The organism is Filimonas zeae (genome assembly GCF_014641615.1).
In the GTDB taxonomy this organism is placed as follows: domain Bacteria; phylum Bacteroidota; class Bacteroidia; order Chitinophagales; family Chitinophagaceae; genus Filimonas; species Filimonas zeae.
The window spans coordinates 848,384-872,387 of sequence record NZ_BMIB01000001.1; the positions used below are offsets into that span (position 1 = coordinate 848,384).

The 24,004-nt window shown below is 44.7% G+C and carries 26 protein-coding genes; 3 read left to right on the forward strand and 23 right to left on the reverse strand.

Annotated elements, in window-relative coordinates:
* Window positions 1-120: 120 nt before the first annotated feature.
* From IEY13_RS03510 to IEY13_RS03525, 4 genes are all read right to left on the reverse strand, one after another.
* Window positions 121-657: a hypothetical protein gene (locus IEY13_RS03510; RefSeq protein ID WP_188950567.1), complete on the reverse strand. Its 537-nt coding sequence runs from the start codon at window positions 655-657 to the stop codon at window positions 121-123.
* Between the two features lie 11 nt (window positions 658-668).
* The gene (locus tag IEY13_RS03515; RefSeq protein ID WP_188950568.1) at window positions 669-1,940 is read right to left on the reverse strand and encodes a Y-family DNA polymerase; all 1,272 of its coding nucleotides are present in this window, start codon (window positions 1,938-1,940) and stop codon (window positions 669-671) included.
* Window positions 1,924-2,301, reverse strand: coding sequence for a LexA family protein (locus tag IEY13_RS03520; protein WP_188950569.1), 378 nt, complete (start codon window positions 2,299-2,301; stop codon window positions 1,924-1,926). Before IEY13_RS03520 ends, IEY13_RS03515 begins: the two co-directional genes overlap by 17 nt.
* A gap of 179 nt (window positions 2,302-2,480) precedes the next feature.
* A complete protein-coding gene (locus IEY13_RS03525) occupies window positions 2,481-2,720 on the reverse strand; it encodes a hypothetical protein (RefSeq protein WP_188950570.1) in 240 nt (79 codons plus the stop codon).
* A gap of 99 nt (window positions 2,721-2,819) precedes the next feature.
* Here IEY13_RS03525 and IEY13_RS03530 point away from each other — a divergent pair, with 99 nt between their 5' ends.
* Both IEY13_RS03530 and IEY13_RS03535 read left to right on the forward strand, forming a co-directional pair.
* Window positions 2,820-3,053, forward strand: coding sequence for a hypothetical protein (locus tag IEY13_RS03530; protein WP_188950571.1), 234 nt, complete (start codon window positions 2,820-2,822; stop codon window positions 3,051-3,053).
* Between the two features lie 126 nt (window positions 3,054-3,179).
* Window positions 3,180-3,413, forward strand: a complete 234-nt coding sequence (locus IEY13_RS03535; RefSeq protein ID WP_188950572.1) for a hypothetical protein — start codon at window positions 3,180-3,182, stop codon at window positions 3,411-3,413.
* Between the two features lie 1,063 nt (window positions 3,414-4,476).
* On the opposite strand, the gene IEY13_RS03540 is transcribed toward IEY13_RS03535, so the two are convergent.
* The 15 genes from IEY13_RS03540 to IEY13_RS03610 form a co-directional block, all read right to left on the reverse strand.
* Window positions 4,477-5,631 (reverse strand): hypothetical protein, encoded by a 1,155-nt coding sequence (locus tag IEY13_RS03540; protein WP_188950573.1) that lies wholly within the window; start codon window positions 5,629-5,631, stop codon window positions 4,477-4,479.
* Window position 5,632: 1 nt separating this feature from the next.
* Window positions 5,633-6,481 carry a conjugative transposon protein TraN gene (traN, locus tag IEY13_RS03545; protein WP_188950574.1) on the reverse strand — a complete coding sequence of 283 codons (849 nt, stop codon included), beginning with the start codon at window positions 6,479-6,481 and terminating at the stop codon, window positions 5,633-5,635.
* Window positions 6,482-6,509: 28 nt separating this feature from the next.
* On the reverse strand, window positions 6,510-7,757 hold the full coding sequence (gene traM / locus IEY13_RS03550; protein WP_188950575.1) for a conjugative transposon protein TraM: 1,248 nt from the start codon (window positions 7,755-7,757) through the stop codon (window positions 6,510-6,512).
* A gap of 179 nt (window positions 7,758-7,936) precedes the next feature.
* Window positions 7,937-8,110, reverse strand: a complete 174-nt coding sequence (locus IEY13_RS03555; protein WP_188950576.1) for a hypothetical protein — start codon at window positions 8,108-8,110, stop codon at window positions 7,937-7,939.
* Between the two features lie 2 nt (window positions 8,111-8,112).
* The gene (gene traK / locus IEY13_RS03560; RefSeq protein ID WP_188950577.1) at window positions 8,113-8,730 is read right to left on the reverse strand and encodes a conjugative transposon protein TraK; all 618 of its coding nucleotides are present in this window, start codon (window positions 8,728-8,730) and stop codon (window positions 8,113-8,115) included.
* A 34-nt stretch (window positions 8,731-8,764) separates the two neighbouring features.
* On the reverse strand, window positions 8,765-9,949 hold the full coding sequence (gene traJ / locus IEY13_RS03565; protein WP_188950578.1) for a conjugative transposon protein TraJ: 1,185 nt from the start codon (window positions 9,947-9,949) through the stop codon (window positions 8,765-8,767).
* A gap of 14 nt (window positions 9,950-9,963) precedes the next feature.
* On the reverse strand, window positions 9,964-10,599 hold the full coding sequence (locus IEY13_RS03570) for a TerB family tellurite resistance protein (RefSeq protein WP_229687704.1): 636 nt from the start codon (window positions 10,597-10,599) through the stop codon (window positions 9,964-9,966).
* A 22-nt stretch (window positions 10,600-10,621) separates the two neighbouring features.
* Window positions 10,622-11,260, reverse strand: coding sequence for a hypothetical protein (locus tag IEY13_RS03575; RefSeq protein ID WP_188950579.1), 639 nt, complete (start codon window positions 11,258-11,260; stop codon window positions 10,622-10,624).
* A gap of 11 nt (window positions 11,261-11,271) precedes the next feature.
* Window positions 11,272-11,826, reverse strand: coding sequence for a hypothetical protein (locus IEY13_RS03580; protein ID WP_188950580.1), 555 nt, complete (start codon window positions 11,824-11,826; stop codon window positions 11,272-11,274).
* Between the two features lie 3 nt (window positions 11,827-11,829).
* Window positions 11,830-12,513, reverse strand: coding sequence for a conjugal transfer protein TraI (locus IEY13_RS03585; protein WP_188950581.1), 684 nt, complete (start codon window positions 12,511-12,513; stop codon window positions 11,830-11,832).
* Between the two features lie 19 nt (window positions 12,514-12,532).
* Window positions 12,533-12,961 carry a hypothetical protein gene (locus IEY13_RS03590; protein WP_188950582.1) on the reverse strand — a complete coding sequence of 143 codons (429 nt, stop codon included), beginning with the start codon at window positions 12,959-12,961 and terminating at the stop codon, window positions 12,533-12,535.
* Window positions 12,962-12,988: 27 nt separating this feature from the next.
* On the reverse strand, window positions 12,989-15,451 hold the full coding sequence (locus tag IEY13_RS03595) for a TraG family conjugative transposon ATPase (RefSeq protein WP_188950583.1): 2,463 nt from the start codon (window positions 15,449-15,451) through the stop codon (window positions 12,989-12,991).
* Window positions 15,399-15,767, reverse strand: a complete 369-nt coding sequence (locus tag IEY13_RS03600) for a DUF4133 domain-containing protein (RefSeq protein ID WP_188950584.1) — start codon at window positions 15,765-15,767, stop codon at window positions 15,399-15,401. Before IEY13_RS03600 ends, IEY13_RS03595 begins: the two co-directional genes overlap by 53 nt.
* A 10-nt stretch (window positions 15,768-15,777) precedes the next feature.
* A complete protein-coding gene (locus tag IEY13_RS03605) occupies window positions 15,778-16,110 on the reverse strand; it encodes a DUF4134 domain-containing protein (RefSeq protein WP_188950585.1) in 333 nt (110 codons plus the stop codon).
* A gap of 114 nt (window positions 16,111-16,224) precedes the next feature.
* Entirely contained in the window at window positions 16,225-16,764 is a 540-nt protein-coding gene (locus IEY13_RS03610) for a hypothetical protein (protein ID WP_188950586.1), read from the reverse strand.
* A gap of 172 nt (window positions 16,765-16,936) precedes the next feature.
* Here IEY13_RS03610 and IEY13_RS03615 point away from each other — a divergent pair, with 172 nt between their 5' ends.
* On the forward strand, window positions 16,937-18,079 hold the full coding sequence (locus tag IEY13_RS03615) for a putative phage abortive infection protein (RefSeq protein WP_188950587.1): 1,143 nt from the start codon (window positions 16,937-16,939) through the stop codon (window positions 18,077-18,079).
* Window positions 18,080-18,102: 23 nt separating this feature from the next.
* Here IEY13_RS03615 and IEY13_RS03620 read toward each other — a convergent pair whose 3' ends face one another.
* The 4 genes from IEY13_RS03620 to mobC all read right to left on the reverse strand — a co-directional run bounded on the left by IEY13_RS03620 (window position 18,103) and on the right by mobC (window position 23,972).
* Entirely contained in the window at window positions 18,103-18,978 is an 876-nt protein-coding gene (locus IEY13_RS03620; protein ID WP_188950588.1) for an RteC domain-containing protein, read from the reverse strand.
* Between the two features lie 266 nt (window positions 18,979-19,244).
* Window positions 19,245-20,456, reverse strand: coding sequence for a hypothetical protein (locus IEY13_RS03625; protein WP_188950589.1), 1,212 nt, complete (start codon window positions 20,454-20,456; stop codon window positions 19,245-19,247).
* A gap of 420 nt (window positions 20,457-20,876) precedes the next feature.
* Window positions 20,877-21,869 carry a hypothetical protein gene (locus IEY13_RS03630; RefSeq protein ID WP_188950590.1) on the reverse strand — a complete coding sequence of 331 codons (993 nt, stop codon included), beginning with the start codon at window positions 21,867-21,869 and terminating at the stop codon, window positions 20,877-20,879.
* A gap of 99 nt (window positions 21,870-21,968) precedes the next feature.
* The gene (gene mobC / locus IEY13_RS03635; RefSeq protein WP_188950591.1) at window positions 21,969-23,972 is read right to left on the reverse strand and encodes a conjugal transfer protein MobC; all 2,004 of its coding nucleotides are present in this window, start codon (window positions 23,970-23,972) and stop codon (window positions 21,969-21,971) included.
* Window positions 23,973-24,004 lie beyond the last annotated feature (32 nt).

The following is a 24,004-nucleotide window of genomic DNA, read 5'->3' on the forward strand; positions in this document are numbered from 1 at the left end:
CAATGGTAAGGAACCTGATGGTTGTTTATCAGATTTAGTTTATACAGAATGAGCCTTACTTACGGGCTCGTTCTGTACCTATTTCCGGCTTGTGTAAGTAATTTTTTTTACCACACTGCGTTACCCGATCGGATACTTATCATCCAACTCATGCAAAAACACCTGTAAGTGCTGACTGCCATAACTCACATCAAAAAACAGTTCTCCGAACCGCACGTTTAATTCCGGTTTGATTTTGCCAATCTGCTTCCAGGTGGTTACATCCCGTACATGCTTTTCCAGTTTGTTTGTATAAAACTTAGTGGCATCCCTTATCGCTGTTTTATGGTCATTGATAAAGTTGGCAAAAATGGCATAGTCACTATCGGGTAACAGAATTTCGTTCACCCTTCTGAGGTGTTTAGGGTTCTGCAATTCAATCAATGCAATGAGCGCATCTTTCTCCTGATGCTTTTTGAGGTTGTCTTGTCTGGCTTTGAGCGCATTAAAATGTATTTGTGCAAGCCCTTTGTCTTTATAGTCAGATAAGAGCATGGCCTTTTTATCATACGCGTTGGGTACAGCGCTTTTCATGGTTTGTGAAACCAGGTAGAATGTATTTTGTTGCAGCATGGCAGTAAGCAGTCCCGGCGTGAACCGGACAAATGGATTAAACATGGGATACGGATTTATTCTATGATAACGGGCAGTTCTGTCCAGCTGGTAGTGTACCTGCCGGAGATATACTGCGCGCGTAGTTTATAATCTTCGCGGTCGCCCTGTGCAGCAAAGAAAACGGTGTGCCTTCCCTGCACCGCATTTATGCTGTCTACGATACCCATCATGTGAGCGGCTTTCTGCCTGTCCATGCTATCAAACAGCGAATATTGAATCTGATTTTCCGGTACCAGATCCAGTACATTGACACCTACCTTCTGGTATTTGTACCCTTTCTTAAAAATCCTTTCCAGACCGATACGGGCATGGTGAATTAACTCAGCCGTGTGATGGGTAGGCACGGGTAGTTCCACTACGGTAGATTGATAGTATTGTTTGTCCTGTGTGCGGTAAGGATTGGTTTGCAGGAATACCTGTATAGCGGAGGCACATACTTTGTTGCTGCGTAGTTTCAGGGCGCAATGACTTGTATGCGTAGCCATTGCGGCTACTACAATTTCATAACTGGTTTGCAGGGTGCCAAAGCTGCGGGAAGTGCCTACGTTTTGCGGTATAGGAGGTGTATAATCCCATTTGATAGCGGGCGTACCACGTAGCTCTTTCAATAACCTTTCGCCTACGACTGACATTTCTTTGCGTACCCACTGTGCAGGTGCATTCTGCATGAAGTCATAGGCGGTAGCGAAGCCACTTTGCAGCAGCTTTGCAGAAAGCCGGTGGCCGATACCCCACACATCACCGATGGGGGTAGCTTTTAAAGCCTGTGTCGTCAGCGCTTCGTTAGCCAGAAAATGCACGCCTAAGTTCTTATGGTGCTTTTTGGCGTACCGGTTGGCCAGCTTGGCAAGGGTCTTGGTACGGGCAATGCCTACACATACGGGTAGCCCAAGGTATTGCCCGACTGTTTGCCGGATGGTCATACCTAATTGCAGGAGGTCTTTCTGGTAAAGTCCTGTCATGTCCAGAAAGGCTTCATCTATAGAGTAGTTTTCCTGACAGGGTACAAACCTCCGGAAGAGGTTCATCATACGGTTTGACATATCCCCGTATAGGGTGTAGTTGCTGCTTCTGAGACGTAGCTGGATATTGTTTTTCCGTATCTGTTCTTTGAGCAGATGTATCGGTGTACCCATGACGATACCCAGTTGTTTGGCTTCGTCTGAAAGGGCGATGCAACAGCCATCGTTGTTGGACAGGACTACCACGGGCATGCCTATCAGCGTAGGATCAAACACCCGTTCGCAGGATACGTAAAAGCTATTGGCATCAACGAGTGCAAACATCGGCCCATATCGTTTTGTCGTTAATAATGTAAGTAACTACGCCTATGATGGTTACGTCCTGCCTGCCGGTAATATCAATCTCTTTGTATTTGGAATTTGCCGGGCATAGTAACACCTTATGTTCGTTTTTGCGGAGCAGGCGTAGTTTCTCTTCATTGCCAATACGAGCCAGCACCATATCTCCGTTTTGCGCGGTCTGTGACCGGTCAATAATGGCAATAGAGCCATAAGTAACCAGGGCATTGATCAATGCCTGTGTCTGGATACGGTAGTAAAAGGTGGCCTCTTTATCGGCAACAAGCACCTGATTCAAGTCAATTGGATTTTCGGTATAATCCCGTGAGGGAGGTGTAAATGCCATAACGCGCTTTCGTTTTCACAATTCAAACGTACTAAATTAATTAGCATGTGGCGCTATCTTTATGCTTAATATTTTAGTAATCTGAGGTGCAGGCTTTTAAGTATTAGCAGTTTTTGAGGGATGGGTAGTCTGTCTGATGAAAATAATTAGTTTGGGCGGTGTTACCGGGTAGTACCTGATTACATTGGGGAGAGGTAAAAGGTAAACAGCCCCTTTTTGGGGCTTGTTCCGCTGGTCTTATTCTTTTTGATTTTGCTTTTCGCCTGTATGATTTTCACTTCAATGGCGTTGGTAATGTTTCCTGTTTCTTCGGAGCGTTCCAGCATCTTTTGTACTGCGGGTTCGTTAGCATCGTAGACAAAAGGGAGTTCACCTGCCACTACGATTTTCTTGTTTCTATCTTTCTCCTGGCTTTCCATAGGAGCAAATTACTGTAGAAAGGTGTTATACAGCAGTTGATAAATTTAATCGAAGGGGCTTGTTTTCCACCGTAGCGCAGTAACTTTGATGCCCTTATTATGACACGGGATAATTTACTGGAAGTTGGCGATCTGATACTCTATATGGCACAATATAGTGCTGATCTGTTGGTGGTGGATAAGGTTACTAACACTAAAGCCAGAATTATCAAAGCAGGCGGTTTTCACTCATATTTAGACCGGCAAACGGATGGAAACAGGGCTAAAGTGATGGGTGTTGAAGAAAATGCCTTTGCCATACGTTTGGTTATTCCTAAACGCAAGCTGATTTAATACCAGTTATGCTATAGTCCTGCGGGGAGGATCAGGCAGGTGGGGAAAAGCGAAGCAAACCTTGAACGGCGTGTCGCCTTATCTTTGTTCTATCATTTTATTATCAATCATTACAAGTACCAGGTTATGACAAAAGATAATCGGTTAGAAGTCGGAGATCATATTCTTTATCAAAGCGTGGCCGGTACCTATCTTGTGCCTGTTGTTACCGTGCGCAGGAAATACGCAGAAATTGAAATGCCTATGGGGTTTCGCCTATTGCTTGTGCGTAGTACCGATGGAAATATGGCGCGTTTGCCCAAATGTGAAATTCCGTCTATTGCCACCTGTACGGTTATTCCGGGCATAACGGTGTTGTAATAGAAAACGAACCCTGAACGGAACGTTGCTTTTTTATTTGCTATATACTTAAAAAAAGGGCTGCGGAGGTTGTGATAAATAGCGAACAGAACCCCGAACGGAGCGTCGCAACGGCAGCCCCATCGGGAGAAGAACGCCCCGGCTCCCCCCAAAAAAAGATAGCATTCACCAGAAGGCCGCCCTACAGGGAGACGCTTATTCTCTCCCGGCCCCGCAATCAGTTACCCGGTTCTGCGCCCCCGATCCCTACCAAAGCCACCCACCAGTAAACAACTACCCGGAACAAAGCGGAAACACCCTGTTTACGCATAACCCATTACTTATACGCACACCACTGCCGCGATCAGTCACCTGCACCGACCTCCTTACCGATCCCTTCCGGCACTATTGCTAACACATGCGCTTCTACTACCTGTATATAATCTATCCACCTGTAAACGGCTTTTAACTGATGTTTATCTGCTTACTATCTAATCACCTTTACTGCGTCTATACTTTCCAGCCAATCATCGGAAAGCTGCTCAGGCTACAGCAAGCAAAACGGCACATTGTAAGCCTTTTAATTGTCTGAATAGGGTTCACAGGCTTACGGCAATACTATTACAGCTCTAACCGGCTTTAAATTGCCTTCCCTGCCCATTCACAGCCGCAGGCTGTAGCGGGAGCATTGCGTTCCCGCTACAGCAGTTGTCCTGCGCATGGTTGTATGCGCAGGCACAGGCATGGGAATGAGGCTGCAACGCCTACCTGAACATTAGGGCCGTACGGCGTGGGGAGAACCGGCGTTGTACAGGTTCCCCCACGCCGTACGGCAGGTATTGAAGGATCTTAGTCTTATTGGGGAGGTGACGTGAGATACTACCCTATCAGGGGCGGCGTTTGTTCCTGGGGGAAGCCGTTTTTGAAGTGCCGGTTGCAATAGTCTGAATAAATTGTTTGAACCGCCTTTTCCAGATGTAATCATTGATGTAAACATTCAGCTGCGACAGCTGTGTTTCTGAGAACCTGTTAAGCAAATGGTCTAACTGGCTTTTATCGGATGATGATAGTGGTGTTTCTGTTTTCATATTGAGTTGCTTTTTCTTTTCTTTTTATCGGGAGATGTCTGGGGTGGATCGGGTGTCCAGTCAATGCCTGCAAAGGCATCATTGGTGACTGTATTGGCTAACTGTTTGACAGTTTCCAGGTTTTCCTTCCGGAACCGGTTCATATTGATAAAAGTGCCTGCACTGTCGGTGACGCTGATTTTGTTGTGGGTATTGCGGGGATTGTATTGCACGGTGCAGTCAATGGTGCCTTTACCCGGTAACTCCAATGGTAACTGATAGGCTTCGCCTTTTTGCAAGGCTGCTTTCAGCTTGTGGTATTCTTTGGGTTCCAGTGACGGGAGTTTGATTTTTTTTAGTTCTGCATCCGGGTTAAAATCAGTGGCTACCAATTCCGGCTGACGCCCGGCAGCGGTTTTTTCCAGATAGAGACACTGATTGTCTTTAACAATATGCTTGTCGTGTACCAGCCGGGCGGCTTCTCCGGCATTAATGCCATTGGTGCGGGTAGCATCGAACGATTGCTTTGCCACAGAAGGTACGTTACCGCTCAGCAGGTCTTCCAGTGAAGGATTGGCGCGGGCCTCAAACTTTTCAAAATAATACAGGTTGGTGTTGGGTATTTTTTTACAATGAAGATGGTACAGGGTATTGTGATTCTTCATGTCGAGATAGTTCATGTGAAACTCAGGAAGGTTCAGCTGCAGATTGGCTTCCAGCTGACTTTCCATGTTCATGGAAAAGCCTTTGGCTGCAATGGAAGATTTCAGTGCTTTTACATTGTGGTTTTGTATCAGCTCTTTTTGAATGCTATCAAGGATACGTGCCTGTTTGTTGAAAAGCAGATTGTTCCCGGTTACAAAATTGCGGATGGCGTTACCGGCTTTAGAGTAAAGCAGTTTTTTAAAGGGTGTAGGGTTGAGCTGAGCCTGTAGGTTTTTAATCTGGTGTTCTACAAATTTTAAAGACAACTTTTCATCAGCGGTGGCATCGTGCCTAAAGCGGTTAAGCAGGCTGCTATAGTGATTGAGCCTTAGCGTAACGGCATCTGCATCATTGGCAGCAGTAAGCGGGTTGGCAATGATAAGCTGCGTTTCCTCTGCCGCGTATGATTTAAGCGCATTGCTTACCCTGTTTTCAGGTGCTTCAAAATTGGTGGAAGTGTGTGCCATATCACTGGAGTTTTCTGGATTTCAGGAGGTGTTTGTTTTTCAGGGTGAGGGATACAAAACGGCCCCCGTTCTTTTCAAATACTTCTATGTAGAACTGTTTGTTATCCGCAAGTGTAAAACGCGGTACGGCCAGTATCCAGGTGGCTTTCTGTTTGCCTTCGATATTCCCTGCGGGGCTTTGATAGATGGTTTTTACCTCCCGCTGCTGAACAGAAGATCGTTTGATTTTCTGTTTGTCCTGTACATAAGCCCTGATAAAGTCGGGTGTGTAATCAAGGCCGGACTGGTTGGTGAGTTCCAGTTTGAGAAATACCATATCTCCCTTACTGTAGATGCTTTTCAGGGAGAGTTTCATTTTCTCATTTTTGTTTTTGAGGTGCAGGAAGTTTTTACCACCGCGTACCTGGCTATCGATTTGTTGCAGCTGCGTTTCGTTATAAGGAACATGGCTCAGCTGAATAGGGCCAGGTGCATAGGTGGCAGTGGTGGGCATCCGGTTTAAGTCGAAGGTGGTTTGTGTGGGTGTGTCGTTATAGGTTACATCGAAGGCGAACACTTTGCCATCGGCAGTATATACGTGCAGGTTGGTAGGTACAAAGTCCTTCCGGTTGGCTTTTAGTTTAAGCACGTTGCCCACCTGTTGCTGCTTTTCTGCCAGCAGTTCTTTAAAGCCCCTGTCTGCATCTATAACGGCAAAGGGAAATATCAGAACGGTGGTGTAATAGTAGCTGACTTCTATTTTGTAGTGTTCGATGACGGTTTCGCGTAAGAGGTGTTTGAGTGGCAGTTGTGCGTATGTGGTGGTAAACAAGGTGAGGCATAGTGCTGCCAGCAGCATGATCTTTTTCATGGTAAGTACTGTTTAATTGGTGTGGTGGTTAATTGTTGTCTGTGTTTTTCAGCAGGATGGAGTGGCCTGCTTTAATGGTAACGGTGATGTTCTTTACTTTCCGGCTCAGGAACGTCTTTGCGGTTTCAAGCCCCGCCTGCGCTGCCTGTGCTGACAGCGAAGGGTCAAGACTGGAGAGCCCGATGGTCTGAATGGCTCTGTCGGCGTTTTCTTTAGCGGCATCACGGCTGATAGCGCCGGGTACAAATATGCCTTCCTGTCCATCGGTATCATATACCTCCATCCTTACCGGATAGAGCGTAGCACCTGATAACACGCTGGTAATGGCGATATGAAGCCTTTCATCGCTGATATTACAGGAGCCATATACAAAGGAATTTTTAGGGATGTGCTTGCCTTTAATAAAGAGGTCTTGTGTCAGCCGCATTTTAACAGTAGAGCCGTTAACGAGTGTCTGGTTCTGGTGAACGACAGCAGTAAAAGAAATGCCATCGGCAGCGCTGGTATCCTTTTGTACAGCCAGTCCATAGAAGCCGTTGTTGCTACCGTCCTGTACGGGTATATTGTATTGCAGCAGGGTATCTTCCGGATTATCCGGTGTGGCGGTTACTTTAAAGCGTGGTTTACCGCTACCAGTATGCTGTTTGTCTTTGCTGGTGATCTGTTCAGGATGCTGTATAGCGATCAGCTTATCGAGCATTTTATTCAGCTGTTGCATTTCCGGGTCTTCGCTGCTTTCTCCTGCCTGGCTTTGCGCCAGCAGCTGTTCCAGCCGCGCAATGTCTTCTGTCTGCGAAGGTTGTTGATAGGTAGCGGCAGGTGTTTGCGGGGGTGTATGTCCGGATTGGTTTATCACCTTATAGAGTTCTGCCAGTTTATCATTGACCTTCTTTTCGTTGTTGTCCATTTTCCTTTCAGGGGTACCGGCAGCCTTTGATTCATACGGCGGCGTTTCCGGCTGGTAAGGTGGTGCCGGATCATACGGATTGGTATTGGCGTATGGGTCTGTTCTGGCCAGTTCCAGTTTTTTGATACTGTCTCTTTGTGCTTCCATATAGCTTTCCAGCTTGCTTTTGCTACCCGCTTCCGGCAGGTTGGCTTCCGGTAACCGGGTATTGAAAGCCTGCTTGGTGGTGTCGGCGGACTGCTGTTTTTCAGAGAAGGATTTGCCGAGCGTGGATGCGGCAAAGAACAGTCCTGTCAGCCCTCCGGCGAAAATGATGAGAAGTAGTAACAGGCGTAATTTTTTTGCTTGTGCAGGTGTGAGTTTTTTCATGGTTAATATGAATTAATGGTGATAGAATCTTGTTGAAGCATGCCCGGCGTGATGTTTACGGTGGTGTTGAGCGGTACTAACGGCAGGCTTTTTTGCATGCCGGTTACCGGTGAAGAGGTGTGTGGTGATAGAAAAGGTTTTAAAAGCAAGGCCGCGAAAAACAACCCGAAGCCGAAACACTAAGTCAGCAGTATTATTTTTTTCTGTCTGGTGGAAAGGCGTTTTTCGTGCCTGCTTAAAACATGGGCGAAGCGGCGTTGCCATCTGGTGAAGAGGCCATTGTTTTGCGTGCTGCTTTGCGGGAGCGATTGGTCAGACCTCCGGCTGAATAGTTGTTTAATGATGGTAATCATGGTTATCTTTTTTCAATGGTTAAATCCGTGTTATCCAGTACACGCCAGTTTTCCAGCAGAAAGCCGTGGGGGTTGTTGTCGCTGGGCGTGGTGATCCGCATGGTGCCTTCGGTAATGATGGATCGGGTGGCGATGCTGGTAGCACGAATAATTTTAAGTTTGCCGTAATAGCGGAAGGCATAAGGTGGTGTGGTACTTACCAGTATGCTGTCGGGGTCTGTTACGCGCTGGCTGACGTTACCGGATATAATGCCGTTGTAATACCCTTTTTCTTTGAGGTTGTCGTACTCGTTTTTCGCGGTGGCATCAGCGAGGTATAGTGACCGGGATATATTGCTTTTGATTACTTCGTCATCGGGTTCCAGTGAGAAGAAGTAGTGGTGAAAGTTCCGGATATGATCTTTCAATTCGATGGGCAGGTTCTCTGAGCGCGAAGCGGAAACAGCCTGTAAAAACTTATCGCCTGCTATAACATATACTTTGTCTTTTGTTTTGGAAATGGTCTGGTGTGATTTGAATAAGGCGTAACAGGATATGAGGACATTGCCAATGATCAGTATAAAGGAGAAAAGGCGTATGTGTTTAAAGGCGCTGTCGATGTTCTTTAGTTGCTGGAACATAGTGGTGGTTTTTCAGGTGAAGCATAGGTGGTGGTTAAGAGAGTTTTTTGGCCTGATAGGAATTACCGTCATTGCGGTAGGGCTCTGAGTTGGCGGCATCTGCCATAGGGGCTGTTTTACGGTCATCTCCCGGTCTGTCATCAGCCATACTGCCGCCTCCTTTCCCGCCGCCTGCGGATACGGCTGCGGGGCCGCCGATGGCAAAGCGGATAGCGTTAGAGGCTAACTGGTTGGCTCTTCCCATGACTGCATTACCGCCGGAGGCATGAATCACATAGTTGGCTACACCCGGTATGGAGAAATAGCCTACGATGCTGATAATAAGGAAGATTATATAGGCGGCATCTGTCTGGCTGAAAGCCATACCCTGACCACTCTGAATCTGTGATAAGTCCAGCTTCAGCATGTTTTGCTGAATCTTGTTTATCAGGCTACCGAAGATGTTGGCGATGGGCAACCACAACGATACGTTGATATACCTGCCAATCCAGACACTAAGGGTATGTTGAAACCCGTCATAAATGGAAAGGGCGAATACGAGGGGGCCAAGAATACCTAATATGAGTAGCTGAAACGTTCGTATTACATCAATACAGATTGCAGCGGCGTAATAGAGCATTTGCAGGATGGTAGAGAGAAACAGCTTAATCAGAAATGACATACTGCCTGACATGAGTTTCAGGCCAAAAGACAGACTGGGCGGCTTTTCCTGCGCTCCCCCGGTGGGTTCCGGTTTATCGTATTTATCATAGTTCTTATTGCCGGAGTTGGGGTTGCCTACCAGTTCGCCATCTCCGCCGGTAACGATGGCTTTGGCGCGTTCCGCCAGTAAGACTTCTACGGACTGGTTGGTTTTTTTAAACATCTTTTCCGTAGTCAGCGTGATAGGTTTCATGGCACCATCCAGCACGCCTAAAACCAGCGTTGGAAACAGCCCTATGAGCAGCGTTAATACAAAAGGTCTGAACAAGGGAAAAAAATCAATTGGTTCGGCGTTGGCAATGTGTTTCCATACACGGACGCCGATGTAGAAGAGTGCGCCCAACCCTGCTATGGCTGTGGATACGTTAATCAGGTCAGCGCATAAGGGCATGAGTTCCGTTTTTGTTTTTTCTAAAACGGTGTGCATGCTTTTGACGGCGCTGCTTTGTGCGTGTAGCAGTTGCGGGAGCAGACAGGCCGGAATGGCTGACAGAAGGGCGGTGATAATTTTTTTCATGGTATTGGTGTTTGTTATTGGAGATGGAGCTGTTGAAGGGTGCTGATTTCATTCAGCGCTTTTTGTTGCTGCTGCTGCACCAGGAAGGTTCGTTTGTTGAAGTAGTAGAGGTAATCCAGCTTTTCTTTTACATCAGCGTCTATTCTGTCGATAGCAGCTATGCGTTCTGCATCATTCATGCGCAACTGCCCTGCGGTGATAACCAGGAGCAGTTCATCGAGGTTTCTGGCTGATCGGGTCAGGAGGTTGTCGTATACCTTGCTGATATAAATCAAATCCTGCTCACTGAAAACGCCGGATACAGCGAAGCCGTTGTAAGCAGCTTTATAGCCGCTGATAATCCTTTTCTGATTCGCGATAATGTCTGCTATTTTGCGGTATCGCGCCACCGTGGGGCTTACCTGCATGAGCCCATCGAGGAAGAGTTTATGCAGGTTGAAGTTGCCTTCTGACAGGTCTTTGACGGTTCTATAGCCGGAAGTCAGTACATCGTATCCTTTGCGCATGTTTTCCAGAATGTCTTTCAGCTGGTTCCATTTGGTAACATTGAGAATGAGTTGTTGTATTTCGGTGGACTGCGCTTTGGCAGGCGTTGTGAATAGTGCGGATAGTGCCAGTGATGCTACCAGCATGGAAAGTGCTTTTTTCATACATAGGTGATTGAAGTGTTAGCTATTGCGGTAAAGAGAGGTGTTGCAGCAGGTCTATGTCCTGCCTGTTTTGCTTTCTGACCGATACCAGACCGGTCATGTCTTTGATGAAAGATTGCAGGGAGGTTTTGATATGTAAGCTCAGGCCGTATATACGGTCTATCTGTTCCAGCCTTTGATGGTCGGTCATTTGCAGTTGCCCATTGGTTAAGACCTGCAACAGGTCATTGACCTGTAAGGCGATAGCATCAAGCATGTTTGCCAGCAGCTGAAAACAGTAGCCTTGTTCACTTGCAGTAAGTAAACCGCAGTTGGTAAACCAGCTTCGGTAATCTTTATACAGTGCAAAGGATTCTTTCTGCATGGCAACAACTGCCAGCGCTTTGGACCAGGATTTTACCTGTGGGCTGACGTTGCGTAGGTGTGTGTGGTAATCGCTGTGGAGGGTGAATTCTCCGTTTTTAAACCTGCCTATAGCAGTCAGGCCATCTTTAGCCACGCTATATCCTTCCTTTAGCTGGTCTAAATAAATTTGCAGTTTGGCCACCTGCTCTAACAGGTACTTCTTTTGTGTTTTTTTCTGTTTAAACCATTCATTGAATGTCTGTGAATGACTTACAACAGGCAGCGTTATTAATATGAAGAAGAGTAGTTTTTGCATAGGTGTGGTGTTTATCTTCTTTTCCTGAATGGCGTGTTGCGGTTTTCCGGCAGCTGGTCTATCCAGCGTTTGGTAGTATTGTTGTTTTTATGGCCGGTGGTAGTGATCAGCGGGTTGGTATTACCTGCTTTGTGTTTATGGTGTTGGGTGGCAAGGCGTTTATGAATGGCCTGCGTTTCTTTCAGCAGTATGGCTACCGCCTGAATGCTGGGTAAATGCGTATCGAAAACAGGGGAAATGTCTTTGGTAATGTTATCCATGCTACAGCGAAGCCATTGTACTTCTACTGCTGTTGTATCGGGATAGCTCACTACGTTGATTGCTGACAGAACAGTGGTAGACTTATCCAGTTCGGTGGTAAGCGTGAGGGTATGCAACTGTTCGGCAGCGGGAATAGATGAACTGTCACCAAAGAATTGGGTAAACAGCTTTTCTGCCAGTGGCTGTTGCTGTTCAGGCGGTATGTAGCCCGCTATAGCAAGCTTTTGAGCTAACTCGTCCAATGATTCCCTGCGCCGGGTTAGTTCTTCCGGTGTTGCTGGCCGGGAGGATGGTAGTTTGTTCATAGATCAGAAGTTGTATAGTTTTTTAATGAAGGCGATTTCTTCCTGCGACCTGGCACGTTGCAGCCGCAGTAGCTTGTTGTCCTGATTGAATTCCCTCAAATCGTTTAAGTAGCCTTCCAGTTCATCAGCGGTTTGATTAATCAGTGCTATGCGCTGCGCATCTGACATTTGCATGGTGAAGGATTTCATCATGACGATAATGTTGTCAATGCCGGAAAGGCTTTCGGTGACAATGCCGGAGTAGATGTTGTGCATCCGGCTTATTTCGGCTTCGGTGAAATGGTTATCCTGCCGGATAATGTTATAAGCGGTGGCGTATTCGTTAACGATCTGCTTTTGCAGGTTAATAATTTCAACAAAGCGCCCGGAATAAGTGAGAATTGCTTTCACACGCCACAATTCATCAAAGTACTGCTGATACTGTGCTTTTTGCTTGTCCGTCCAGGAGGCAATGTCATCCAGCCTCAGTTTGGATAAGAGGTTTTCTGCCTTGCGCTGGAGGTTTTGCAGGTCAATGACTTTATTCTGCCAACGCTGTACTTGCAGGTCCACTGCTTTGACCACTTTTTTCGCTGCTGCCTTTACTGCCTCCACGATACCCATTTGTGCATGGGCCCGTGGAAGTACAGTAGTGGTGGTGAGTAGCAGGAAGGTTAACAGGAGGTGTTTGTATCGGATGTTTTTCATAGTAATAGTTGTTGCGGGGTTATTCTACTTTGGTGTATGCAGCACCGTCAAAATCCAATGCTCCCGCAGTGTTGTAGCGTATGCGGTAGCCTGTGGCGAGTACATACATGGTTTTGGTAGCAGCGTCATAACTGCCTGTCCATTGCTGTGTATACACATCCGGTAGCTGCGTGATCCCCGCCAGTATCTGCTGGTAGGCAGTTTTGCGGGTGATAGTGTACATGGTGGCGGTGTTCATGATTTTTTCCACACGCATGGTGTCTGTGTCAAAAGCAATGGGTGTTTCATAGGTCGCTACATAGGTGCCGGAAGCAAACAGACGGGGTTCGGTGGAAGACTTCTGTGTTGGCGTGGTTACTTTGGCAGGAGGGCAATCCGGCTTTGGGTATTTGTTGCCGCAGGCGGTAATGAATAAGGCAATTGCGGCAATGGCAGATAAGTGTTTCATGGTGTTTTATGTTATGTGATTAATGAATCAGGCTGCTTCGCGGAGTTGTTGTGCCAGGGCAGTGATGCCTTTCTGAATGCTGCCATACCGGGCTGCATAGGCTTGTACCTGCACCTTTTCGCGTTCTTCTGTACTATAGCACAGGTATTCTTCCAGTGATACTTCCGTACGGTAGACTTTGGATTGTATGCCGCCCAGTGAGATAAATACTTCTTTATATTTCAGGTGCGGATCATTGGCTTTGTTCATGCTGAGTACCAGCGCCTTTTCCTTGTCAGTCAGTCCTAACAGCGACTGAACGTGATGGAATTTATTGATGTACTTATTTTGATCCAGCAGTATTTTACAATCAGAGTTATTAACGATAGCGTCTTTTATGATTTCGCTGCTGATGATGTCGTCTATCTCCTGTGTTACTACTATGGCTTCCCCGAAATGCTTTCGGACAGTCTTAAACAGGTACTTGATATATTCTGCCATACCCTGCCGGGCGATGGCTTTCCAGGCTTCTTCTATCAGTATGATTTTACGGATACCTTTAAGTTTCCGCATCTTGCTGATGAATAGCTGCATAACCGTGATTGTGGTTACTGTAAACAATATTTCATGATTTTTAATATTGTCCAGTTCAAATACTATGAAGGGCTGATCCAGCATTTGCAGATTCTCTGTAGCATTCAGCAAAAAGTCATATTCGCCGGATTTGTAGTAAGGACGTAATACGTATAACAGGTTGGCGAGGTCGAAGTCCTTTTCTTTGATGCCTTCGGTGGCCAGCTGCTGTGCGAAGTCGGTACGCAGGTATTCATAAAAAGTATTGAAGCAGGGGAATATATCGGGCCTTATATCCAGCTGATCGTAATAGCCCTGAAGGGCGTTAGAGAGTGCTACGTATTCGGCACGGGTGTATCCCTGATCCTCTTTTTTCCACAATGCCAGTAAGAGTGTTTTGATGGTTTCCTTCTTCTCTGTATCGAGTTTTTCTCCTTCCAGAAAAAAAGGATTGAAGCAGATAGGTGTTGTTTCGGAATAGGTGAAGTAATAACCACCTACCAGATCACACAAGCCTTTATAAGAGTGTCCTACATCTACGATCACGCAGTGTGCGCCACTTTCGTAGTAACTACGCATCATGTGATTGGTGAAAAAACTTTTACCAGACCCCGATGGCCCCAGAATGAATTTATTGCGGTTGGTACAGATACCTTTTTTGATCGGCTCGTCTGATATATCAACCTGTAGCGGGTTGCCGGATAACCGGTCTCCTAAACGAATACCAACAGGGCTGATGGAACTCTGGTAATTGGTTTCATAGTTAAAGAAGCAGCTTGCCTGTTCTGCAAAGGTGTCAAAGGCTTCATGGATCGGTAACTCGGATGCGTTGCCGGGTATGCCACACCAGTACAGATGTGCAGCGTTAACAGATTCTTCTTTTGTGCGGGCATCCAGCTGGGCCAGTGCAGCAGATACCTGGTTTCTGATTTCCTTGGCATCTTCTTTATGCTCTGACCAGGTGAGGATATTAAAGTGTGCCTTGATAGGCAGACGCTGCTGCGCAATGGCTTCATTGAGGTATTTATTGGTGGCATCGCGGGTAATGGCATTTTCGCGGGAGTACGCAGAGAGGGAATGCAGCCGCAGGCTTTTGGCTTCCATTTTCTTTAAGGTATCCTGCGCATCTTCAATAATGATGTATTGGTTGAATACATGATTACAGGGTAACAGCTGACAGATCGGTGCCGTAAAACCCACTGCAAAGCGGGTTTTCTCTGTAGAGTATTTATCATACCCGATACTCTGACCGCATAAGGATGGTATGTCTTCTATGTCTGCAAGGGTAAAGACCTGGCAGTTGACATTGCCTACTTTCAGCGTGGGTTTCAGTTCTATATCTCTGATGATGGGCTCCTGCTCATTTTGAGAGAGGAAACAATATTTTTCTATCAGGCCCGGTTTTTCACCACTGGCCAGATCATCTGTTCTGAGCCTTTGCAGACGGATATAGCCGCTATCTTCCAGTATTTTGGCGAACTGGCCTGCTTTATCCAGAAAACGCTCGGTCAGGTTGGTGTCCAGCGCTTCTTTAGGTACAATGCTTCTTTTCAGCAGGGAGGAACTAAGCGCTGTAATGTTTTTACGGCTGCTTGTTTTTTGGGTAATATAGATATAGCAGATATGCGCCAGATAGGGGCGTTCGTTGAAATGCCGTTCACTGGATCGTGACAGGAAGCTTTGCTCTTCCTTATCAAAATCGGCTTTGTAGATTGTTGCTTCAAACCAATCCTGTTTGTGTAGCAGCGAGTGTTGCGGAAGTACTCTTATCGCTTTAATGAAGGCGTTGTGTATTGCTTCATAGTCAGCGGAGGAAAGGGTAAATATTTCCGGTAACTCTACTTTGTAGGCAACCGTAATATCGCCCTGGTGGCCGATTATACAGTCATTTTCTACTTTTTGGATCGGAAACAGGTTTTCCAGTTTTACGGTCTTCATGGTTAATGTTTAAAGCAGTGAAGAGATTTGCTGATTTGCTGGTGATGCTGTGGGGCAGGCGTTTAAAAGCGGCTTGTTTCATCAGGCCATGTTCTCCGTATTTGTGGCTGAGCCGCTGGATATAGCCTACATAGGTGGCTCCGGCTGGAAGTATTACCATCAGTGTTACATAGATGTGAACGCCTGTTATATAGAGTATCGCAAATAGTAAGAGTAATACGACCAGTCCGATAGCCAGAAAGGTGATGTACTGCGCTTTGAAGCCTTTGAAAACAATTGGTTTGTTAACCCCTTTATTGATTTCAAATACTGACATAGCGATAGGGTTATACGCCAAAGAATGATTTAAGTACCGTAGCTACCACAACAAGGAAGATGCAAGAGCCGAACCAGGAACTTGCTACTTTAGAAGTGTCACCGTCTCCTGAGTTCCATTTGTTGTAGACTTTAATGGCACCTACCAGGCCGACAATAGCGCCGATAGCATATAATAGTGTGGTGCCTGATGCAAAGTATTTTTTCAACATTGCGGTGGCATCGGTGATGCCTTTTTCGCCGTTGCCGGTCTGCGCCTGTGTGGTAGTGGCGATAAAAAGGGCGGTTAACAGGATGGCTGACTTACAGGCATAGGAATAGCCTTTATATAATTTCTTATACATTGTGGTGGTGTTTTAGGTTATGTGTTTGGAGATTGTTAAAAAGTGGCCCACCCGTAGTAGCTGGTGTTTTCCGGAGTGGGTGGGCCTGGGGGTGTTGGCTGTCTGTAATAGTGTTTATTCAATCCAGAGCTGATGTACTTCTTTTTCGGTTAGTTCTATGTCGCAGTCTCTTTTGACGGCCATAGTTACATAGCTGTTAAGTGCTTCAAAGTATTCGGTGTTTCTGAATATGTTGAAATTGGAAAGGATGGCGTTCAGCTTGGTGGTTACTTCTTCGCGGTTAACCGGCAGGGAGGCAATGTTGTTAATGGTGTTCTGAATTTCATCGACTACCTCTTCGGCTTGTTTGAGTAAGATGCTTTCTGCCATTGGTAGCCATTCAAAATCATCCATCGTTAATTCGTCTTCTTCATCCATCAAACTGTCTTCGTCAATCTCTGTTATCCACTCGTCTTTGGGTAAAGCATTTGTGGTGACAGGGGCGATCAGTTCATGTTTTAAAGAAGAAGCCTGTACTGATGTTCCGGGGGGCGAATCAGGTTTGGTAAAATGGCCCAGTGCGAGTTTTAACCTGGGGGCCAGTAAGAGAGGGATCAGCACCGCCACAAATAAGCCTCCGGCTATGATGGCGATAAGGATAATGGTGTTTTCCATGCTGTTAGATTTTTACTGTAGTGATTGATGTTGTTTCTACAGCAAAGATGCTTCAGCAGGTAAAGGGTGTTTCACAGTCTGTTCGCAGGCTGGGAATTGTTTTATTAATATGATGAATCGAAATGCACTTTATATTTGTTTTGTACTTGTCGATTAAAACTCTGTTGGCTGCATGAAAAATGATAGAAAATTAAATATATACGTTGTTTCGATAGTGTTGTTATTGTTAGTTATAGGATGGTTGATTTTTGTTGCACGATTCCCAAGGATGGTGGCAAATGATAAGGATTATTTAAGCTATATCAATACAAAGGATATAGGGCAGATCGGAGATTTGTTAGGTGGTACTACTGCTCCGCTCATAGGTGGATTGGGTGTTATATTGACATTTCTCGCTTTTATAGTTCAGTATCAGGCAAATCAGCAGCAAAGGGATGATATAAACAAACAAAGAAAAGACTGGGAGAATGAGCAATTGTCAGGGCGCTTTTTTGAGTTGCTACGGCTACACAAGGATAATGTTGCTGAACTGGAAATTCGCGATGAAGGGAAAAATGAAGTCTACAAAGGGAGGCGTACTTTTATGGCATATTATATTGAATTTGAAGCTGTATATAGGGTTACTCTTTTCAGGAATAGTGAGTTGGTTGAAGAGTTACGTAAACAGGTAAACGTAGATTGTCTTGCTTATGCTATTTTTTACTTTGGTATTGGCGATACCGTAAGGAAATCAGTTATGAAGGGTTTAAACCATGCGGAAAAAATAGTAGCTAGTGAGGTGTTGGCGGATCTTTGCCTGGCTCAGCTTAGTTTTAGTGATGATTTCAATTGGTTTTCCCGCAGATATGGAGGGAATTTTGCTTTTATACCTTTTAGAGGCCATTCGTCAAGCCTGGGCTCATACTATAGACATTTGTATCAAACTATTAAGTATGTAGACGGTTTTTCTGAAAAAGTTGTAACCCGAAAAAGAAAATATGATCTGGTTCGTACGCTGCGTGACCAATTATCTGAGTTTGAACAGCTCCTGTTATATTTTAATGCCCTTGGTTTTTATGAAGATGACTGGTATGAAATATTCACAAAGTATAGGTTTATAAAAAATATGCAGTTAGAGTATTTGCCTGATAATTATCCTGATCCTATTAAAAAGTATAAGACTGAAATGATTAAGTTATGGCTGAGTGAGGATAAAGCAATGTTTGCGGGTCAGGGTGATATTACGCATTTTGTGGAGGAATGGGCGAAAGGCAATGAGCAGGAATATACTAAAATTGTTGCTGCTAAAGAGGCCAGAGAAAAGGAAAGGGTTTAGGGGTGTTAATCAGGCTGTTTTTTCTACTGTCTATTCTTAGTTTCTATTCTGTCAATGCGTGCCTGTAGTCGTTCTTTTAGAATTTCGATAAACTTGGTGTACCCTGTTTTGCGCGCCAGTATATCCTGAAATATACGTGTGGTATTACCCAGATTGACAGAGAAAATATGTTCCAGATATGCAATGATCTGTGTGAGTTGGGCTTTACCTTCATTGAAGCAGCCAGCACTCTGCAGTGCGTAGGCAAGTTCGATGAGGTTGGTTTTACTATCTGTCCATACCAGCTTTTTAAGCTGATTTAACGGCGATGCTTCCGCAAGTTTGGCTACTACCATGAAGTTGTTTTTAACATCGTCAATAGCCTGATACAGGTAATCTTTGACTGTTTCGTTTGCCTGCAACATGGCTACCCGGAGGGAATAAATGGTGCAGCATTTCTTATTAATGGCGGGAAAGTAATTGTCTATAGAAAAGTCATTGATGCTTCTGGTGCGGGTGAAGTACAGATTGTCTAAGTGCGTCTTGCCGCCTCTCAGATACCGGTAGAATTCCGAATGATGGGTTGTGTACTCTTCTATTTTGCGAAGTTCTTTTTTAAAGTATTTTTCCAGCGTTTTCTTAATGCCGATAGGCTTATGCGTTTCGATACTGTAGGTTGTTACGTATCGCATGTAAGTGGCATACAGCGGTGGTAAGCTTTCTTTGAAGAAGCTGATTTCTTCCTGATCCGAGCTGAATTCATTCTGTGTCAGCTGCGTATTGATGGTTTCTATGGCATCGGAAGCTTTGTGTACAATTTTTTCATATCGTTCGCTTAGACTAAGTGGTAAGCTCATGATGTTATTCACTTCCTCTTTCACACTGCTGTGCAGTTCATTCACTGTGTTGGTTAGTTGCATTTTTTACCCGTTTAAGTCCGAAAATTCTGTTTACGGCCAAACGGGAACAATAACAATACCTCACTGCCTGCCTTTATGAACAGGTCAGTTATAGTAAAGTTGTTGAATCTGGTTGTGTTGTGGTTGCGCTTAGCGGTAGTAACCGGGTTGCAAACGGGGGAACTGTAGGATTGTTATTCGGGGTTGTAATGGGGTTGTAGTTTTGCAGGGAATATGCGGGGGATGGGGGAATGTACACGTATATTGCCGTTATAACGCTTTGTCTGTTAGTCCAACCTTCCTTTTTTAGTGTGGCCCGGCTGGTAATTGGCTTTCAGATACTCATCTACAGCCGACAACATATTCTTCAATATGCGCCTGGTATTAATGAGTGTCAGGTAACTGGTTTTATAGGTAGCATTCCATAGCTTAAATTCAGAAATAGGCACGTTTTCTTTTTTAGTGATAGATTGAATGGATCTGGCGAATAACCTTACCAGCCTTTTCTTATTTTTATTAAGAAGTATGCCGCACTCATAAAAGAGTTTAATAAGCAAGCCTATTTCTTTCACGTTAAGGCTGGTTTCGATCCTCATTATGGTATTGTTGCCCCTTTCTGCATTCCATTCGCTTATCTCATTTTCCTGAATGTGTTGTTGCGCTTCCAGCCATTCAATGAGTATCACTTTGATATGTCTGTTCGTGGTTTCATAACTCAGGTTGGGTTTGGTGTGAGTTTCGTTAAAATGATTTAACTGGCTATTAATAGTAAAGAGTTTTTCCAGCGGAAAGTCCTCTCCATCATACCTGCTTTTAAACAGATCGATGGCGGCGTTGGTAGCAGATAAGGTATTTAAGTTACAGTAGGTAATGATGTTTAATAGTTGCATGTGCAGGTCGGGTGATACGTTTGCCGGATTGAGTAGTTCCAACAGGTGATCCAGTAGTTCACGAACGACAATTAATTTGCCTGTGGAAATGCGTTCCATCGGCATTGGCTTAGCAATGGCTTCCAGCGGTTGTAATATTGCGTGGGCAAGTGTCTGATTTACTTTTTTGACAGAAAGAAGTTGCTGGAGCTGAGGGTAATTCCCTCTGATACTTTTGGACAGTCTACCCAACAGGAAAATGGGAACCCGTATTGTCTGGTCAAGATATTGGGAGAAGCACTTCTCCAATACAGTTTGCAGGTCTTCCAGTGCTTCGATTAATTTTTTCCAGCCGGGTGAGAGGTTTTCCGGTAGCTGGATGAGGTTTTCATCAAAATAGTCCGTGATGGTCACTTGAATGCGTGACAGCGCATATTGCGCTTCTACTGCTTCGTTATGCCCGTTTTCTGTGACTATGGAATAATGCTCTTTTACTAACCAGAATTGTCTGATGTGTTCTATTTCACTTATGAGCGGTGAGAAATCAGCGTCTGTTGTTTGTTCAGCGGAGTTTGTGTGTACAGCATGTTTTTTTAACAAGGTTTCAAGTTCGATGAGTTTTTTTCGCATGATATAGGACTTTAATATGAACACTTACTGTGGCCCGTATCATCAGGGGAGGACTGATTGATAGAATAATATGGCGTTGTCAGATTTAAGGTAAGATGTGACTGGTCATCGTCCGGGTGGCGAATGGATAAGCGTTTGAATACCAGTATAAGCAGTAAAATATCGGGTTCGGTTCCTTTTCATAGTAATAGTGATCCCTCGTGCAATACAAATTAATTCTTTTTGTATTGCGTTTTTAGGGTTTAACAAAATGTATTGTTTATAAAACGTTGTATATAACGTTCTTAGGTGGGGCTTTGGTATTTGTCGCTGTACCGTTAAAAAACGGGTATGTTGATTTTGGATAATTCGGATAAAAAACTTATATATCTATAATGTAATGTAAAAAGCGGGTAGAACCCGCTTTTGTTACTTTTTCTACTATGCTCTTTTTTTTCTTGGCGTTCGCTTTTGTTGTTGGTTTTGTGCATTCAAAAGGTCTTTCGCTTTTTTGTTGCTATCGCCCATACCGGCTGTTTGCTGGTTTTGCTGAGTGTTGGTATTGTGCTGTGCGTTTGTTGTTTGATTCTGGACAGTATTGTTGTTCGGGTTCTGGAGTTGTTGAATTGGATCGGGGATAAAGTTTGATACTTCTGCTTTCAGGTTGAGGTAATTGCCTTGCTTATCTTTTACAATTAATCCTGCATTTTTAGACAAGGTAAGATTGGCGTCGATTCGTTCGCCGGTTGAAGGTTGTGTTATTTTTGCCTCAACGGTGCCACCCAGCAAAATTGTTTTCATCATTCCTTCAATGGTTACCTGATCGGCGTTTAGTCCGGGTAAGGAGTTGAAGTTTTTGGCAAGGTCGAGCATTTTGAATTTTACGCTTGATACGTGATACTCTTTCATCGTCTGGTTATTTTCCTCAACGGCAGGTTTGGGGTCTTTGCCGCCGAACACCCTTTCAGCTGAGTAGGCTTCCTGCTCTTTCGGTGTTTTCTGATTACTGGCTTTGTCTGTTTTCCGTTTAATGGGGCCTGGTTGCGAAGCCAGAAAATGTATTCTCGGTGTTTCTTTACCGTTTTCGTTTGTTGGTTTGTATAGGATGCCACCATTCATTATATGCGACATTTCATTAAAACTAAAACCTTTCTGATAATACAAACGAAAAACACCCGTCTTTACCTGACCGGTTTCCGGGTCTTTGACGTGTAATTTGTTGGGGCCGTTGAGCATATAATAATCCCCTTTTTTAACAAAGTTTGTTAGTTCAATTGTTACTTCCTTTCCATCCTTTTGTCTACCAGTTCTTGATACGTCAAACTGGGGTCTGTCTAATTTCATGTTAGCGTGGATGGCTTCGTCAAAATAACCTCTTAACCCTAAGTCTGGTAGCACTTTAGTGGTAAGGAATTCATAGTTTCTCTGTTCCATAATTTTTAATTTTTAAGTTAATAATGCGCAAGTAGCGTACTGTCGATTGTGACTGTATAGCCAGTCTTTCAAGTAGCTCTTTTGTAAACTGTTTTGATGTTATAGACTTACTGCTGACTGAGTTTGGTTATCTGTACTATTTTGGGCAAATGCGGGATCATTTTTTAGTTTGTCCAGTTCAGTTTGAACCAGGTTTTTAATATCCTGTTTGATCTGGTAATAATTATCCATTACTTCCGATTGGTCTATCGTTCTGATTTGCGGTATTTCTTCATAGGTTGCTTCTTCATTGGCAATGGCCTGATGGTCATTGATTATTTTGGCAGAAAATGTTTTGCGTTCTATCTCCTGTTGCGGTGTATCCGCTATCGCTCCTACAAAATGGCCGCTGGACAGATTCGCTATTTTAGCAGGTGGTATGGCCACTTCCAGCTGAGTGGAGTTACTTATAGAGGTATCTGAGGAATTGATAGAAATAGACTGCCGATCCTGCATGATCTTTCCTATGCGGTCTGACATGAGTTTAGCACTATCTCCTAACACCTGACCTGATATGATATTGGCACAGGTGTTTACAATTACATCTGCTTGTTCTTTACCATAATCTCTACGGAACTGCGATATATCCTGGATGCCTAATGTGGTACTGCAAAGCCGGCCTCTTGCCACACCGATGTGATTATCCAAACCGCCGATGTAAATGGTAGGTGCCTCATCTACAATAACTGAAGACTTTAATTTGCCAGGCTGATTGATTTGCTTTAATAGCCTTTCTGCATAGAGAGAAAGCACTGCACCGTATATTCCCTGCCGTTGGGGATTGTTACCTGCCACGACTATTTTGGGCGCAGCGGGGTTATTAATGTCAAGGGTAAAATCATTACCAGATAGTACATAATAGAGTTGTGGAGATGATAACCGGGCTAAGCCTATTTTTGCCGAACCTATCTGTCCTTCGAGTTGTTCAGTTGCATTATTTTGCCAGGCGGAAATGAAGGGGTCCATCAAAATAGAGATTTCCTCTTCCTGTGCCATCACCGGAAAGAGGTCTTTATAGGGTAAGGCGGCCAGCTCTAAAGCATGGGGTAATGTGCAATATTTGCCATCTTCATATTTGCGTAAAAACCAGAATACAGCAGTGACAAAGTTGATACTCGACTCGACCCAGAAGTCCCCAACTTTTTTTATCCACTCGCGGTTCAAGGCCAGCATAATGGTGCGACTGCTTTCCGTTGCATCCGCTATTTCTAACATTTGAGCAGGGGATATAGGATTACAGCGATGTGTCCGGCTCAGGTCATCAAAGTTGATTACATAAAAACGGGGTATTACTTTGTATTTGTCGGCATGTTTAATCAGGTGGTTGTAGGTGATTTTCGCGAGGTCGGGAAACTTGTAGTCGTATACAAAAAGGGTAAATTGTTTTGCGATATGTTGGGTTATGAAATGGCGCAAAACGAAATACGTTTTTCCAGAGCCAGGGCTCCCGCACACTATCGTGGCCCTTTGAGGTGAGAGGACATTAATCCAGCCTTTCCTTATTTTTCCTTTTAAGTTGTACTCTGTTGGAAGGTTTACAGAGAATTCGTTTTCCAGTAATCTTTCCTCTTGCCGGAATGTTTCATTAAGGGTATTGAACGGATCATTGTTCAGGTTCACGCGAATGAGCCTGCTGATCTGGTTACCACCCGAAAGGATACATATATAGCCAGTGGTTGTAATTAGTATATAAACGCCTGCCAGCAACTGATTTTTCAAAGGGAGGCTGAGTAAGAGATGGGAGCCGAAGTATAGGATCAGGCCTGTTATGATATAATATTGAATCGGCTTAACAGTAAGCTTTTCATTTTTTTTGCCTTTGGCACCAATCAATGCCACTAACAGCAGTACCAGTGTGGAGTACTTAAGATTAGCAGCATTCAGGGCTTTGATTCCGGTAGTTAGATTGTAGATAATGTTGTCTACGATGGAAACTGTCAGGTGTAGTTCCTGGAACGCCGGGTAGCAGGTGCAATAGAAATGGATGATGAGTAGCAGAATGCTGCCGCATCTGATAAAGTCCATTATTTTTCCAAGTGCCTGTGTGTTTTCGCTGCTTTGCATAGGTGTGGCTTTTGAGCCGTTTCCGGCTCAAT

Bases quoted from the DNA above. Each gene is read 5' to 3' on its own strand.
- IEY13_RS03510 (WP_188950567.1), bottom strand. From the start codon at position 657: ATGTTTAATCCATTTGTCCGGTTCACGCCGGGACTGCTTACTGCCATG.
- IEY13_RS03515 (WP_188950568.1), bottom strand. From the start codon at position 1,940: ATGTTTGCACTCGTTGATGCCAATAGCTTTTACGTATCCTGCGAACGG.
- IEY13_RS03520 (WP_188950569.1), bottom strand. From the start codon at position 2,301: ATGGCATTTACACCTCCCTCACGGGATTATACCGAAAATCCAATTGAC.
- IEY13_RS03525 (WP_188950570.1), bottom strand. From the start codon at position 2,720: ATGGAAAGCCAGGAGAAAGATAGAAACAAGAAAATCGTAGTGGCAGGT.
- IEY13_RS03530 (WP_188950571.1), top strand. From the start codon at position 2,820: ATGACACGGGATAATTTACTGGAAGTTGGCGATCTGATACTCTATATG.
- IEY13_RS03535 (WP_188950572.1), top strand. From the start codon at position 3,180: ATGACAAAAGATAATCGGTTAGAAGTCGGAGATCATATTCTTTATCAA.
- IEY13_RS03540 (WP_188950573.1), bottom strand. From the start codon at position 5,631: ATGGCACACACTTCCACCAATTTTGAAGCACCTGAAAACAGGGTAAGC.
- traN (WP_188950574.1), bottom strand. From the start codon at position 6,481: ATGAAAAAGATCATGCTGCTGGCAGCACTATGCCTCACCTTGTTTACC.
- traM (WP_188950575.1), bottom strand. From the start codon at position 7,757: ATGAAAAAACTCACACCTGCACAAGCAAAAAAATTACGCCTGTTACTA.
- IEY13_RS03555 (WP_188950576.1), bottom strand. From the start codon at position 8,110: ATGATTACCATCATTAAACAACTATTCAGCCGGAGGTCTGACCAATCG.
- traK (WP_188950577.1), bottom strand. From the start codon at position 8,730: ATGTTCCAGCAACTAAAGAACATCGACAGCGCCTTTAAACACATACGC.
- traJ (WP_188950578.1), bottom strand. From the start codon at position 9,949: ATGAAAAAAATTATCACCGCCCTTCTGTCAGCCATTCCGGCCTGTCTG.
- IEY13_RS03570 (WP_229687704.1), bottom strand. From the start codon at position 10,599: ATGAAAAAAGCACTTTCCATGCTGGTAGCATCACTGGCACTATCCGCA.
- IEY13_RS03575 (WP_188950579.1), bottom strand. From the start codon at position 11,260: ATGCAAAAACTACTCTTCTTCATATTAATAACGCTGCCTGTTGTAAGT.
- IEY13_RS03580 (WP_188950580.1), bottom strand. From the start codon at position 11,826: ATGAACAAACTACCATCCTCCCGGCCAGCAACACCGGAAGAACTAACC.
- IEY13_RS03585 (WP_188950581.1), bottom strand. From the start codon at position 12,513: ATGAAAAACATCCGATACAAACACCTCCTGTTAACCTTCCTGCTACTC.
- IEY13_RS03590 (WP_188950582.1), bottom strand. From the start codon at position 12,961: ATGAAACACTTATCTGCCATTGCCGCAATTGCCTTATTCATTACCGCC.
- IEY13_RS03595 (WP_188950583.1), bottom strand. From the start codon at position 15,451: ATGAAGACCGTAAAACTGGAAAACCTGTTTCCGATCCAAAAAGTAGAA.
- IEY13_RS03600 (WP_188950584.1), bottom strand. From the start codon at position 15,767: ATGTCAGTATTTGAAATCAATAAAGGGGTTAACAAACCAATTGTTTTC.
- IEY13_RS03605 (WP_188950585.1), bottom strand. From the start codon at position 16,110: ATGTATAAGAAATTATATAAAGGCTATTCCTATGCCTGTAAGTCAGCC.
- IEY13_RS03610 (WP_188950586.1), bottom strand. From the start codon at position 16,764: ATGGAAAACACCATTATCCTTATCGCCATCATAGCCGGAGGCTTATTT.
- IEY13_RS03615 (WP_188950587.1), top strand. From the start codon at position 16,937: ATGAAAAATGATAGAAAATTAAATATATACGTTGTTTCGATAGTGTTG.
- IEY13_RS03620 (WP_188950588.1), bottom strand. From the start codon at position 18,978: ATGCAACTAACCAACACAGTGAATGAACTGCACAGCAGTGTGAAAGAG.
- IEY13_RS03625 (WP_188950589.1), bottom strand. From the start codon at position 20,456: ATGCGAAAAAAACTCATCGAACTTGAAACCTTGTTAAAAAAACATGCT.
- IEY13_RS03630 (WP_188950590.1), bottom strand. From the start codon at position 21,869: ATGGAACAGAGAAACTATGAATTCCTTACCACTAAAGTGCTACCAGAC.
- mobC (WP_188950591.1), bottom strand. From the start codon at position 23,972: ATGCAAAGCAGCGAAAACACACAGGCACTTGGAAAAATAATGGACTTT.